The following is a 14,953-nucleotide window of genomic DNA, read 5'->3' as shown; positions in this document are numbered from 1 at the left end:
GTCAATGATATGGTTTGATATTACCATTTTTCAAAGTATTTTACCATCCATTTTTTATGTGTTTGTAAATTAATGCATCAGAAAAGGACGGTCGCCCGTCCTTTTTTACTGCACTCCATTCTGATGCCCATGTCTTCTGATGATCACAGAAACCCCATCCGGTATCACCGTAATACCCGCATTCTTTTTCCCCAGGTATACATCCGCCAGCCCAAGCGCCTCTTCAAAATCCGCGGCATACGTCATATGCATTGCCTCTATCATCTCCCGGGGCGCCTGTGTCACCATGATCACATGATAGTTCATCAGGATGCGGCACAGAATCTGTGCTTCCCACTGATCCGGGACAGTTTCATTCCGGTCTGTTTCCAGAATACGTTTCATGATCACATTTTCAGATTTCTCATTCGCAAAGAGATCATAGAAATTCTGCCCCCCATGCCCGTCGCTGCAGCTGGAGCACATGATAATTACACCGCCTGGCCGGCATGAAGCCTCTGCGGCAGTCATTCCCTTAACTGTCTGGTAAATATTCTGGTCCAGAGGATATCCGCCGTTCGTGGTTACCACGATATCGGACATAATGGCATCAGTACCGAAAAGTTTATCAGCAAATGCACAGCCCGCCTGATGCGCCTTCTCAAAATGTCCGGCAAAAGCCCGGATCACCTTTTTATTCGCATCCAGAACGACGTTTACGATAAATGCAAGCTTCGCACGCCCGGCTGCCCAGACCATATCCCTGTGAACAGGATTCCCCTCCAGGATACCGGTCCGGGCATTCGCATCCGCAATAAATTCTGAACAGTGATTTGCCAGTACTGTCCTCCTGCTTGAAACCCCCGGCAGAACACTTTTGCGCCCTCCGGAAAAGCCGGCAAAAAAGTGCGGTTCAATAAAACCTTCTGACATCAAAAGGTCAGCGTCAGCAGCAACGCGGTTGATCAGCAGTTCTCCCCCCGAAGGCAGCGTGCCGAGCTTCACCATGTCTTCTTCCTTATCACTTTGATGTACTACAAACCGGATAGCGGGATCATTCACAATACCGTCTCCAAATTTGTCGATCAGTTCCTGCCGGGTTGTGGGACGGTGGAATCCCGTGGCGATCAAAATGGTGAGTACCGCCTTCGGGCTGCCTTTTTTTATCTCTTCCAGTACCGGCGGCAGAATGACCCTGCTGGGCACTGGCCTGGTATGATCACTGGCTATCAGTACAATATTACGTTTTCCCCTTACCAGTTCGGACAGAGGCTGTGAGCCCACCGGTGCAATCAGTGCCTCTTTTACAAGTTCTTCTTCTGATTTCTGTTCACTGTATGCATGGGTCCCTGACTGAAGGATTCCATTCAGCCGCTCCCCGGGCACTGTGATATCCATCGCTCCCCTTCCGAATGGCAGATTAATTTTAACCATTGTCATCTCCTCTTTTTACTCCTCGCATACTTTATGTGGATTCAGGATATTTTTTGGATCAAAAGCATACTTGATGCCTCTCATGAGGTTCATGACCTCTGGATCCTCAGCCTCAAACAGATACGGCTTCTTGGCATATCCAATTCCGTGTTCGCCTGAAACTTTTCCATTAAGCTCTCTGGATTTCTTATAGATAAGTTCCATCGCCCTTTTCATCCGGCATTCCCACTCTTCATCTGAAAGCTGGTCTTTCAGAATATAAACATGCAGATTTCCGTCACCTGCATGGCCGAAGCTCTTGACCCGGACTCCCGCCTCTTCTTCAATACTGTGAATATATTCCACCAGTGTATTAACCTGGCTGCGGGGAACTACAACATCAACTTCATCCATATATGTGGTCGAACCCTTGATCGCTTCCAGAAAAGCCCCTCTCGCTTTCCATATAGAATCATTTCGTTCCTCGGTATCGGAGATCAGCACGTCATATGCTCCCTGTTCCAGACAGATCTGAGCTACCCCATGATAATCTTTCTCTATCTCCTCTGTGGATGCCCCGTCAAATTTCAGCAGCAGGTAGGCATCCGCCTGATGATCCGGAAATTTCCTGCCCAGATATTCTTCAGAATCCATGATAACTTCACGCTGCATAAATTCAACCGCGGTTGGAATAGATTTTGATTTAATAATAAGGGGGACCGTGCCGATGGCCTGTTTCAGTGAGGGAAACGGTACGAGCAGGCTGATGGATTTTTTAGGAAGAGGCAGCAGCTTGAGCACTGCTTTTGTTACAATACCAAGTGTGCCTTCTGACCCCACGATCAAATCCTTTAATGCGTATCCGGAACTGTTTTTTACGACCTTTCCACCAAACTCCACAATCTTTCCATTCGGAAGCACGACTTCAAGTCCCCTTACATAATCCCGCGTTACCCCATACTTCACCGCACGCATCCCGCCTGCGTTTGTACTGATATTTCCGCCTATTGTTGCAGATTTTTCCCCCGGATCCGGCGGATAGAAAAAATCATGGTCTTCTGCAAAAGAGGCAAGCTCCATCAAAAGGACACCCGGCTGTGCCGTCACTGTCAGGTTATCCTCATCCAACTCCAGAATGCGGTTCATCAATGTCGTCTCTATTACAATACCGCGTTCCATGGGAACACACGATCCCACCAGCCCTGTTCCCGCTCCCCTCGGTGTCACAGGGATTTCCTGTTCATATGCATAACGCATCACATCCGAGATTTCCTGCGCAGTCAAAGCCCGTATGACAACATCCGGAGTACTGAAAGTACCGCTCAGTTCATCATGGCAGTATTCTTCATTTATGTGTTCTCCCACGAGCACCCTGTCATCATCACCGATCATTCTGCAAAGGGTCTGAATATCATTGTTATCGATCTTCTTATATGCCATTATGATACCTCCTTGTTTTCCCTGATGCGTGCAGTCAGTCTCGGAACTACCTTATAAATATCACCCACGATACAGTAGTGTGCAGTCTTAAAAATACTGGCCTTTTCATCTGTATTGATCGCAACTATACAGTCTGAATTGTTCATTCCGGCAGCAAACTGAACGGATCCGGATACTCCGCAGGTAATAATCAGTTTCGGCCGCACTGTCCTCCCGCTCAGACCCACCTGCTTCTTCGCATCCATCCAGCCTGCTTCAACAATGGGTCTTGTACAGGCAAGCTGTCCCTCCAGCAATTCTGCCAGTTCCCGGAGCATGCCAAGGTCTTCTTCCTTTTTGACCCCCCTGCCAGCTATCACAAGCACATCGGCTGTCTCGATCGTTTTCTCCGGCTCTTTTGCTCTCACATTGAGAACTTCAATCCCTGTGGCAAGCTTTTCCTCCGGAATCATGCAGCTGACGACCTCTCCTGATTCTGATACCTCCCTGACAGGCGCATTCATCACCTTATAACGAACGGTTGCCATCTGGGGACGGTTGTCCGGTGTACAGATTTCTGCCATAATATTGCCGCCGAATGCCGGCCTGATCTGGATCAGGTCTGTATCTTCTCTGATATCCAGTACCGTACAGTCAGCAGTCAGACCGGTCTTAAGCCTTGCCGCAACGCGCGGTGCCAGCTGACGCCCCACCGCAGTCGCCCCCACCAGGATCACTGACGGCATCATTGTTTTGATATGGTCTTCAAATGCGTTTGTATATGTCTCAATATTAAAATCCTTCAGCTTCGGCTGATCATAGACGTATACTTTATCCACACCGTAATGCAGCAGCCGGCGGCTGCATTTTTCCACTCTGTTCCCCATCATGACCGCGTAGACCGGATGATGAATTTTAGCTGCCAGTTCTCTTGCTTTTCCAAGCAGTTCATAAGTGACTGGATGTATTTCGCCATCCACATGATCAACGTAAACCGTGATCCCTGTCCACATACTTTTGTCAATCTGCTGTTTAACTTTGTCATCTATGTAAGTAACGGCGCCCTCCGGTCCCTTTTTCACACAAAGTTTACATAATTTACAAGCGGCATTAACACCGAGCTTTCCGTCCTTTTCTTCTAACGCACCAAACGGACAAATGTCAATCAGCGCCTGTATGTTCTTAATCTTACTTTGATCAATGATTAATTCTGCCATATTTCCTCCTAGATAAATTTTTGTTCCTTCAGCATGTCAAACAGCCGCTCAGCCACCGACTCACCTTCCCAGTATTCATGCCGTACATCCGATGATGGCGGGAATATACGCTGTACCTGTGTCGGAGATCCATTCAGCCCATAATGTTTTTCATCTGTGTCATCCATATCCGTAAGAGACAGTACCGTAATCTCCCTGTCTGCAGTAGCCATCTTTTTCAGATAAGAAGGAAGGCGCGGCTGAAAGATATCTTTGTCTACCGCGAGCAGACATGGAAATCTTACTTTAACGGTCTCCACATCCCTCGGCATATCCATCTCCACAGTAATGCTGTCCTCTTCCGCCATTATAATTTTCCGTACGTTGGATACACTGGGAATGCCAAGCCATTCACTGATCTCCGCGCCTACCTGCGCCGTATCGCCGTCTGTCGTCTGTTTTCCGCATAGGATCAGATCAAAATGCCCCGCCTTTTTGATTCCCTGTGAAAGAGTATAGCTGGTGGCAAGTACATCCGCCCCGCCAAATTTCCGGTCAGACAGCAGGATCCCTGCATCTGCCCCCATTGCAAATGCTTCTCTGACTACCGCTTCCGCCTGAGGCGGTCCCATGGTTATGACTGTGATCCTTCCCCCTTTTTCCTCCCGCAGCTTTAACGCTGTCTCAAGGGCATATAAGTCATACGGATTCATCTTGGAATCCACGCCGTCCCGCATGAGAACTCCCGTTACAGGGTCTACATTAACCCTGTTCGTCTCCGGCACCTGCTTGATACACACTAAAATCTTCATAATTTCCTCCCAGATATTTTATTCGCCCTTAATTGGTAGGACCAATTGTTTTTCATTATATACCTAAATCGCCCGTATGTCCAGATGTTATATGAATAAAAATAGAGTGACCGTGTACATCCGAACCAGGTTCAGATGTACACGGTCACTCTAATCGTATCTGTCACCTCAATGCAAGTTGTTCATCCACCGTTTCAAAGTGAAACTTTATTGCCTGCTCCGCTTTCTCACTATCGTGCTCTTCCAGTGCCTGCACAACCTGTTCATGTGCTTCCTGCAGCTGTTTTTTAGCTTCTGCCGACACCATGATATCACTGTGCATGTCACTGATAAAGGATTCCGTTACCGAACTTAAAGCCTGCAGAATCTGTATTATAGGCTTGTTCTTTGACGTAGCAGCAAGAACGGAATGGAATCGGGCATCCAGTCCTGCATTTATACTCTCATCGTCTTTACGCATTTCCTTTACGATGGCACCCAGTTCTTCCAGTTCCTCTTCTGTTCTGTTCAGCGCCCCGAGCTCCACAGCCTTCTGCTCCAGTCCCGCACGCAGCTTGCTGATCTGAGGATATTCAATCCGCTGCAGCATAAACATCATGGATAGAAACTCGATCAGATTTTTCTCAAAGTTCCCGGATATATAATTTCCTGCTCCCTGCTGGCTTTCAACGACTCCCATCATCCCCAGCGTCCGGAATGCTTCTCTGACCGTGTTGCGGCTGACTGAAAGCCTGGCTGCCAGTTCACGTTCAGGCGGAAGTTTTTCTCCCAGCTGATAGTCTTCGTTCATGATACCGTTTTTGATATAACGGAACACTTTTTCATATGCTTTCTCATTCATCTCTTGTTTTTCTTCCATTTCTTCCTCCCTGTGGAATAACAAATGCTGCCCCCGCCTTAAGATATCTGCAGGGTGCAGCATTTAACATTGTTATAATGTAACTGTTCGTGAAAGCGTATCTCCGCCGTCTTGAACAGTTACGTTCTATTACAGTTCCGGTACGTTCGGCCTGCTGGTATCATAAACCTCCGCTGCGTCAAACAGATCAGCCGTCTTGCGCTGTGTCGGATCTTCCATAATCTTATCCTGATACAGACGATACCCATCCAGGTTCCTTCTTCCCTGCCGTACATAGTTGTCACGGACCTGTACAAAGTATTGTGTAGAATCTACATTACAGAAGAAATTATATCCTTCAGATTTCAGGTAATTAAATTTCTCATTATCCGCCGCATAATCATGCCAGTCTCCCAAATCCTCGCCATGGGCAAATATGATCGTATCCGTTCCACCGACGAGCGGCGACACATACGTCTCCCATTTCTCCGTATCCGCTTTCAGATCGTCCAGTGAGATCTGTGCGATATGGCGATGGCCCCAGGTATGACTCGCAAATTCCCAGCCATCCTCTTTCATGGCATCTGCCACTTTCTTGGCCTGGGCACATTCTTCATCGTAGTTAAAGTCAGGATGTGCATCCAGCCATGCCTTCTGGTCCTGTCCGAGGTGCTCCGGATCACGACTCTCATATACGCCGTCTGTGCGGTATCCCAGAATGCCGTTGTAGCCTGTCAGTGCAATGATCCCTTTCGCCCCGCGGTATGAGGCGTCAGGATGTTCTGCGATAAACTGGTCCATCAGCGGTACGACGTCATACGCACCCGTCGTCACCGTCCCGTCGTCCTCAATGTATTCGCATGTCGGCTTTCCATTATCGTCGAGTACTACCCTGGATGCGATCCCCCTTCCATCATAGCTGTGATAATAGGAAAGATCGTCAAGGGATAGTACAAATGCTTTTTTACCCGGAGGCAGCATGATCTCAGCTTTTGTAAAATGAACCGTTCCATCTGCATCCGTGGTCTGATTCACCAGATCACGCAGACGAACCATCACATAGCCATTGTCATACATTGACTGCGTAATCTTGTTAAATTCGCTGACAGTTGTCATCCATTGATTAAATCCGGCAGTAAGCGGGTCGTCAGGATTACCGAAACATTTATCAGGATCGACTACGAGTGAGTGGTAAAATATATGAGTTACCTGATCGATATTCACCGGCACACAGCTGGCTTTTGTCGCCTCATATTCCTCCGTCTTTGCCGCCACGTCAGAATCATTTGCCGCATCCGGAACTTCCTGGAGCTTTGCGATGGCAGCATCATAATCATACTGCGCTGCCAGCAGTTCAGCTTCTGCAAGTATACTTTCCTTGTCCCCCTGTCCGGCCTCTGTCGTTGTCTCCTTTGCTTCTTCTGTCGGTTCCGGTGTGTCTCCCTCCGCCACTTCCGGTCCATTGCCGGCCTCCTCCTGTCCCTTCTGGCTGTTCCCCTTCATCTGTTCAGCCAGAACCCAGATAGATCCGCCAAGAATCACAAGCAATACGAGTAGAATGACGCTCTTCACCATCAAACGTTTTTTCTGTTTCCGACGTTTTTGTTCCTTCCTGCTTAAATTTTCTCCCATTTAATAACCCCTTTCTCTGACAAGAACTTTGTATGGCTCCATTGTAAACGAAAATCTGACGAAAGTCGAGCCTTTTTGCAGCACATTAACTTCTCTGCCGGTGCACCTCATACATTAGAAGCGCTGCTGCCACAGCTGCATTCAGGGACTCCAGCTTTCCCTCCATTGGTATTCTTATCCTGCGCTGGGCTCCCACTGTCAGTTCACTGCTCAGCCCATTACCCTCATTTCCAATTAAAAATGCCGTTCCTCCCCGGTAATCTTCCCTGTCATACGTATTTTGCCCATCCAGATGTGCCGCATACGTACAGATGCCTTCTTTTTTCAACATTTTCAAGATCTTCTGCAGATCATCCGCATACAGAAACGGCATCCGGTAGACTGAACCCATCGTTGATCGTATTGTCTTTGGATTGTAGATGTCTACGCTGTTATGGCTCAGAATGATGCCGTCCACACCTGCTCCTTCTGCCGTGCGGAAAATAGTCCCCACGTTGCCTGGATCCTGAAGGTCCTCCAGCACCAGGAGCAGTGGACTCTCTTTCTTCAGCAGCTCTTCCAGCGTATAATGAAACTGCCGGATCAGGCATAGTATCCCCTGTGGTGTGATAGTATCCGACATCTGTTCAAAGATCCTGTCCTCCACCACCTCGCATGGCAGATTCTCCAGCTGTTCGGGTAGTCCCTTTTCACGTTCAAAAGACTCCGACATATAAACCTGCAGAACATGTTCCGTGGGTGCCTCCAGTGCCATTTTAACGCCTTCTGCGATAAAACAGTCCTCTTCCCTGCGCAGTCTCCCTTTCTTCTGCAGTTGTATCACTCGTTTCACCTGACGATTTGCTGTACTTGTTATCATATTACTTTAATTTGCCCTTCATTCTTTCTAAATCAATATTATTGCCGATCAGTACCATTGTCGCTCTGCCGTCCACCTCTTCATCAGGATTCAGATTAACTCTTATATCCTCATCCTTCTTCAGTGCCACTACATTAATGTGACAGCGGCCCCTTAAGTCCAGTTCACGTAGTGTTTTGCCGGCCCACTGCTCCGGCACTTTCATCTCCACCATGCTGAATGTATCGGAAAGGGAAAACAAATCTTCAAATCCCCCTGATACCAGATTTCTTGCCACCCGGACGCCTGAATCCTGTTCCGGAAATACGACCTCATCGGCTCCTATCTTTTTCAGTATTGTCGCATGCAGCGCACTGACAGCCTTTGCCAGCACATACGGAACATTCGCCTCTTTTACAAGTATGGTGCCCATAATACTTGTCTCCATGTCCTCAGCCAGCGCAATCACCGCCACATCGATGCCGTCAAGACCAAGGCTGTGAACCGCTTTCGGGTTGGTCATATCTGCATGCACTGCACAAGTCACTTCATCGGCTATCGCCTCGACAATCTCCCTGTTCTTGTCGACTGCGAGAACCTCACACCCGCTCTGTGCAAGCGTCATTGCGACACTCCAGCCAAACTTTCCAAGCCCAAATACGGCATACTGTTTTTTTCCCATACTTCTCACCTATCCTATCATAATCTGTTGTTCCGGATACTGAATCTGCTGCTTTTTCCGTCTCTTTCTTACGAGTGCCAGCATCAGGGTGATCGGACCGATCCTCCCTATATACATGATCACCATTATAATAATTTTGCCGGCCCACGGCAGATGAGGCGTCAGCCCCCTGGTCAGTCCCACAGTGCCGAGTGCCGACACCACTTCGTACGCCGCATCCAGAAATGGCGCGTCTGCTGCCAGTGTAAGCAGCAGGGTCCCCGTAATCGCCACAGTCAGTCCGACCGATACGACAACCACTGCCGTTCGGACATTGTTCATGGAAATCCTGCGTTTAAACAGCACAATATTCTCTTCCCCCTGAATAAACATGCAGACCAGCAGCACCACAAGCGCTGCCGAAGTTGTCTTCATCCCCCCTGCAGTTCCGAGCGGTGAACCTCCGATAAACATCAGCACCATTGAAAGCAGTGCCGTCGCATCTGAAAAACTGGCCTGTGAGATCGTCTCAAAGCCTGCCGTCCTTGTTGTTACCGACTGAAATACGGCAGCCATCAGCTTGTCAGGAACCGACAGGTTCCCAAGAGTCCTGGAATTGCTCCATTCAAACATCAGGATCAGCAGTGCTCCCCCGGCGATCAGGATCGCAGTCACAGTCAGCACCAGCTTCGTATGCAGCCCCAGCTGACGGTTGCGCTTTCTGCCTGCTCCCCGTCTGCTTTTAATAAAATTCAGGATATCCCACCACACGATGAAACCAATACCGCCAAGTATGATCAGCAGCATGGTTGTGATGTTCATCAGGGGATTGCTGAAAAACGGCTTCAGGCTGTCCGGACCGATAATATCCATCCCCGCATTGCAGAAGCAGGAAACGGCATTAAACACAGACATAAAAACACCTTTGCGCAGGCCGTATTCAGGAACGAGACTGCATGCATACAGCACCGCCCCCGCGCCTTCTACGGTGAGTGTGCCCAGGATGATTTTTTTTACCATCCCCACCACCCCCTCCATCTGTCCGAGGTTATAACTCTCTTTCAACAGCTTCTGGTTTCCCAGTGATATCCTCCTTCGCAGAGCCAGAAAGAATACGGTCATGATACTCATAATCCCAAGACCACCGATCTGGATCAGTATCAGAATCACAACCTTGCCGAAAACACTCCAGTGCAGAGCTGTCGTGACTGTCACAAGTCCGGTCACACAGACAGAAGTGACTGCCGTAAACAGAGCGTCTATATACGGTGTCGTCTGGCCGTCAGCCGCGCTAATCGGAAGGGCAAGCAGAACACTTCCCAGTAAGATACTCAGGAAGAATCCTACAGCCACCGCCTGTTCCGCCTTTATTCTTTTTTGTTTAATGTGTAATCTGGTATCCATAATCACCTGTAAAAAATGGGGCTGCTGACGCAGCCCCATTACCTAACTGTTATTTTGCGTAATTTGCTGACAATGATCTCGCAACTTCATACTGGTATTCCGGAATTCCTTTTTCCATAGCCAGTGCTTCGTTGATATCAAAGTCCACATATTCACCATTCTTGTAAGCGACAACACGTTTCGTCTTTCCCGCTACAAGCAGATCAACTGCATACGCCCCCATTATAGATGCATAAACACGGTCTTTGCATGTAGGGCTCCCGCCCCGCTGCATGTGTCCGAGAATTGTCGCACGCGTTCCGATACCTGTCGCCGCCTCAATACGTTTTGCCATACTGGTAGAGTGACCGATTCCTTCCGCATTGATGATGATATGATGTTTTTTACCTCTTTTACGGTTTTCAATGATATTGTTGATGATCTTTTCCTCATCATAATCATATTTTTCAGGAAGAAGGATATCCTCCGCACCATTTGCAATTCCGCACCAAAGGGCTATGTATCCTGCATTTCTTCCCATAACCTCGATGATACTGCATCGTTCATGAGAGGTTGAGGTATCACGGACTTTATCGATCGCTTCCATCGCAGTATTGACTGCCGTGTCAAAACCAATCGTATAATCCGTACAGGCGATATCAAGGTCAATACTTCCCGGCACTCCAACGACATTCACTCCAAGATTTGCCAGTCTCTGTGCACCGGCAAAAGAACCATCTCCGCCGATCACTACCAGGCCGTCAATCCCATGACGTCCGCAGATCTCCACTGCCTTTTTCTGGCCGTCCTCCGTACGCATCTCCGCACAGCGGGCAGTATAAAGAACTGTTCCCCCCCGTTCTATCGTATCTGACACGTCTTTGGCTTCCATATCTATGATTTCTTCATTCAGCAGTCCGTCGTATCCTTTTAATATGCCCTTCATATGACATCCCTTGGACAGTCCGCGCCTCACAACCGCACGGATTGCGGCATTCATACCGGGAGCATCCCCCCCGCTGGTTAAAACTCCGATGGTATTTACCTTATTATTCGCCATATTTCTTCCTCCAAAAGGGTTTAACACTTTGGTTTTTTGTATCCAATTCTGGTAATATCTTATATTTTAATGCATTTTTCCATGTTTTTCAATACTCATTTCTTTAACTTTCACATTCTGCTCTCCATATTTGCGTGAAAGTGTGTCGATCAGCCGATCGTCAATACCGACACTCCTGGACGGCGGAAGCTTTTTCATCGTCTTATCCGACCGGATAAACAGGATAACCTCATCCCTTCCATCCGACTCTCTCAGTGTCTCATATAACCCGGCCACGTTGTTCTCATACTCTTTTTTGTCCGCAAACTGGATCCACAGCTGACGCGGAATCTCTCCAAACGGCGTGATGGATTCACAGATAAGCTTACTGGGCTTGTCATCTTCCGCGGAAACCCGTCCTTTTATGAATACTTTCGAGTCTTCATTCATTAAATGGGCATTTGTCTCATAATCCCGTGGGAATACGACGACTTCCACAGTCCCCACAAGGTCCTCCACTGTCAGGAAAGCCATGGTCTTATTATTTTTCGTGTATTTTATGGTTTTTTCCGTGATCATGCCGCCGACAATCTGCTTCGAACCGTCCGCAATCCTGGGATACCCGGTCTCCTCATCGGGATAAAAATCTGATGTCACAGCAGAAATCTGGGCCCGCCACTGCGCTTCATATTCCTCCAGCGGATGACCGCTGATGTAGACGCCCAGCACCTCTTTTTCAAACGAAAGCAGAAGTTCCCGGTCAAATTCACCGACATCCGGAAGCTGAATCTCATACGCCTGTTTTTCTTCTTCCCCCATCATGTCAAACAGTGACATCTGGCCGGTCATTGAATTTTTCTTTTCCTGGCTTACACCATCCAGAACCTGTGCATAGACCATCATGTACTGCTTCCTGCTCCCGCCCAGTCCGTCAAATGCACCGGCTTTAATGAAGTTCTCGAGTGTGCGTTTATTTACTTCTTTGCCTGTCAGCCGCTCAATAAAATTTTTCAGTGATGTATAAGGCCCCTGCTTGTCTCTCTCTTCAACGATCGCCTCCTGAACAGGCTGTCCGATTCCCTTAATGGCGGCCAGTCCGTAACGAATCGCTCCCCCCTCTACAGAAAACACACCCACACTCTGATTGATATCCGGCGGAAGAATATCGATTTTCATCTGCCTGCACGTTAAGATATATTCTGAGACCTTGGAAGGGTTATCTACACAGGAAGTCATCAGTGCCGCCATGAATTCAACCGGAAAATAATATTTCAGATACGCTGTCTGATAGGAAACTACAGCATATGCAGCCGCATGTGATTTATTAAATGCATACTTTGCAAAATCCGTCATGTCGTCATAGATCTTATTTGCGACCTGTTCAGAAATTCCTCTGCTGACACATCCCGGCACATCTTCCTCCACGTTTCCATAGACAAAATTCTGTCGCTCTTTGGCCATAACAGCCGCCTTTTTTTTCGACATGGCACGGCGTACCAGATCACTTCTGCCCAGTGTATAGCCTGCCAGGTCACGCACGATCTGCATAACCTGCTCCTGATACACAATGCATCCGTACGTCGCCTCCAGGATAGGCTTCAGCTGCGGGCAGTCATAAGTCGTTGTCTCTGGGTGGTTTTTTCCTTTAATATACTGCGGAATAAAATCCATGGGTCCCGGACGGTAAAGCGAGATACCCGCTATGATATCCTCAAGACTCTGGGGCTTTAGTTCCTTCATAAAGTTTTTCATCCCTGCACTTTCAAGCTGAAAGACGCCCTCGGTCTTCCCTGCACCGATCATCGCAAGCACACTGGGATCATTATAATCAACAGCATCAATATTCAACGGCTTTCCCGTACTGTGCTCTGCCAGCTTCACCGCATTCTGTATCACCGTAAGGGTGCGCAAACCCAGGAAATCCATTTTCAGCAGCCCCAGTTCTTCCAGCGTGGTCATCGTAAACTGTGTGGTGACGGAGCCATCCGACGCCTTGGACAGGGGCACATACTCATCCACGGCCTTCTGGCTGATGACGACCCCCGCCGCATGCATGGATGTATGACGCGGCAGTCCTTCCAGACGTTTTGACATATCGATCAGGTATTTCATCTGAGGATCTTCCTCATAGAGTTTCCTGAGTTCCCGGTTCATATTCAATGCTTTATCAATTGTAATGTTTAATTCATTAGGAATCATCTTGGCGATGGAATCCACCATCGCATACGGCAGATCGAGCGCCCGCCCGACATCGCGGATCACACCCCGCGCCGCCATGGTACCAAATGTTACGATCTGTACCACGCGGTCCTTACCGTATTTCTCAACCACGTAGTCTATGACTTCCTGTCTGCGCTCAAAGCAGAAATCAATATCGATATCCGGCATGGATACACGCTCAGGGTTCAGAAATCGTTCGAACAGCAGCTGATATTTCATGGGATCCAGTTTTGTTATGCCAAGCGTATACGATACCAGGCTGCCCGCCGCAGAGCCGCGCCCCGGGCCAACGATAATATCATGATCACGTGCATATTTGATAAAGTCCCATACGATCAGAAAGTAATCCACGTACCCCATGGTCCGGATTGTCTCCAGTTCATACGTCAGGCGTTCTCTTTGCTCCTCAGTAACCGGCCGATACAGTTCCTCCAGACCATCAAAACACAGTTTGTTGAGGTATTCCCAGGAAGTGTAGCCATCAGGCACATCGTATTTTGGAAGCTTTGTGACTCCGAATTCAATCTCCACATTACAGCGCATGGCTATTTTATGAGTGTTTTTTAACGCCTGCGGTGCATATGGGAAGAGTTCCTCCATTTCTTCCGGTGACTTTACATAATACTGTCCGCCCTCATAGCGCATCCGGTCTTCATCCTGTACCTTTTTATTCGTCTGAATACACAGCAGGATATCGTGGGATGTCTCATCCTCCGCATACGTATAGTGGATATCATTTGTACACACCAGTTCGATCCCTGTTTCCTGGCTCATGCGCACAAGCTGCTGATTGACCATCTTCTGGTTCGGAATTCCGTGATCCTGGAGTTCCAGGAAGAAAGAATCCTCCCCGAAAATATCCCGGTAACGAAGCGCACTTTTTTTCGCCTCATCGTACAGCCCTTTCTGAAGGCAGCGTGCTACTTCACCTGCAAGGCAGGCACTCAATGCTATGATCCCTTCATGATACTCCTCAAGCACCTCCAGATCAACTCTCGGCTTATAATAGAAGCCTTCCACGAATCCCTTGGAAACGATCTTCATCAGATTTTGATATCCCTGATTGTTCTCTGCGAGCAGGACCAGGTGGTAATATCTGTCATCCCCGCCCCCTGCTTCTCTGTCATATCTGGAATTCGGAGCAACATAAACCTCACAGCCCAGAATCGGGCGTATCCCTGCTTCCCTGGCCGCGCGATAGAAATCGATCACCCCATACATGACCCCGTGGTCCGTGATGGCAGCACTGTCCATCCCGAGTTCCTTCACTCTCGCCACGTATTCTTTTATCTTATTGGAACCGTCCAGAAGACTGTATTCCGTATGAACATGCAAATGTGTAAATTCCACGTAATTTCTCCTTCGTTCAATATTTTTCCACGGTTATCTCTGTTGATATTATACTATATGACCAGTCAAAGTTACAAGGTGCCTGCGAACATTTGTGCCCCTCATATTTGCATGTAAAAAACGGTCTGCAGGAGTCAATGTCCTGCAAACCGTCCTTTATCTGCTGTTTACCG

11 protein-coding genes are annotated in these 14,953 nt (G+C 48.2%); all 11 read right to left on the bottom strand.

Going from position 1 to position 14,953, the window contains the following annotated elements; translation table 11 throughout:
* Positions 1-105: 105 nt before the first annotated feature.
* Positions 106-1,413 (bottom strand): nickel-dependent lactate racemase, encoded by a 1,308-nt coding sequence (larA, locus tag MCG98_RS03725; protein WP_240300489.1) that lies wholly within the window; start codon positions 1,411-1,413, stop codon positions 106-108.
* 15 nt (positions 1,414-1,428) lie between these two features.
* On the bottom strand, positions 1,429-2,832 hold the full coding sequence (locus tag MCG98_RS03720; RefSeq protein ID WP_240300488.1) for an FAD-linked oxidase C-terminal domain-containing protein: 1,404 nt from the start codon (positions 2,830-2,832) through the stop codon (positions 1,429-1,431).
* Positions 2,832-4,028, bottom strand: a complete 1,197-nt coding sequence (locus MCG98_RS03715) for an electron transfer flavoprotein subunit alpha/FixB family protein (RefSeq protein WP_240300487.1) — start codon at positions 4,026-4,028, stop codon at positions 2,832-2,834. The genes MCG98_RS03720 and MCG98_RS03715 overlap by 1 nt, the downstream gene beginning before the upstream one ends.
* A gap of 8 nt (positions 4,029-4,036) precedes the next feature.
* Positions 4,037-4,819, bottom strand: coding sequence for an electron transfer flavoprotein subunit beta/FixA family protein (locus MCG98_RS03710; RefSeq protein ID WP_240300486.1), 783 nt, complete (start codon positions 4,817-4,819; stop codon positions 4,037-4,039).
* Between the two features lie 163 nt (positions 4,820-4,982).
* Positions 4,983-5,678, bottom strand: coding sequence for a FadR/GntR family transcriptional regulator (locus MCG98_RS03705; protein WP_240300485.1), 696 nt, complete (start codon positions 5,676-5,678; stop codon positions 4,983-4,985).
* Between the two features lie 129 nt (positions 5,679-5,807).
* Positions 5,808-7,289, bottom strand: coding sequence for a polysaccharide deacetylase family protein (locus tag MCG98_RS03700; protein ID WP_240300484.1), 1,482 nt, complete (start codon positions 7,287-7,289; stop codon positions 5,808-5,810).
* 85 nt (positions 7,290-7,374) lie between these two features.
* Complete coding sequence (locus MCG98_RS03695) at positions 7,375-8,112, bottom strand: RNA methyltransferase (RefSeq protein WP_345891617.1); 738 nt, start codon at positions 8,110-8,112, stop codon at positions 7,375-7,377.
* A gap of 37 nt (positions 8,113-8,149) precedes the next feature.
* Positions 8,150-8,809 (bottom strand): TrkA family potassium uptake protein, encoded by a 660-nt coding sequence (locus MCG98_RS03690; protein WP_240300482.1) that lies wholly within the window; start codon positions 8,807-8,809, stop codon positions 8,150-8,152.
* Positions 8,810-8,818: 9 nt separating this feature from the next.
* Entirely contained in the window at positions 8,819-10,192 is a 1,374-nt protein-coding gene (locus MCG98_RS03685) for a potassium transporter TrkG (RefSeq protein WP_240300481.1), read from the bottom strand.
* A 49-nt stretch (positions 10,193-10,241) separates the two neighbouring features.
* The gene (gene pfkA / locus MCG98_RS03680) at positions 10,242-11,231 is read right to left on the bottom strand and encodes a 6-phosphofructokinase (protein WP_240300480.1); all 990 of its coding nucleotides are present in this window, start codon (positions 11,229-11,231) and stop codon (positions 10,242-10,244) included.
* A 66-nt stretch (positions 11,232-11,297) separates the two neighbouring features.
* Positions 11,298-14,780: a DNA polymerase III subunit alpha gene (locus MCG98_RS03675; protein ID WP_240300479.1), complete on the bottom strand. Its 3,483-nt coding sequence runs from the start codon at positions 14,778-14,780 to the stop codon at positions 11,298-11,300.
* Between the last annotated feature and the right edge of the window lie 173 nt (positions 14,781-14,953).

Origin of the sequence: Ruminococcus sp. OA3 (genome assembly GCF_022440845.1) — a bacterium.
GTDB lineage: Bacteria > Bacillota > Clostridia > Lachnospirales > Lachnospiraceae > Ruminococcus_G.
The sequence above is the reverse complement of the archived record's forward strand: the minus strand, read 5'-3'. Positions and strand labels throughout refer to the sequence as shown.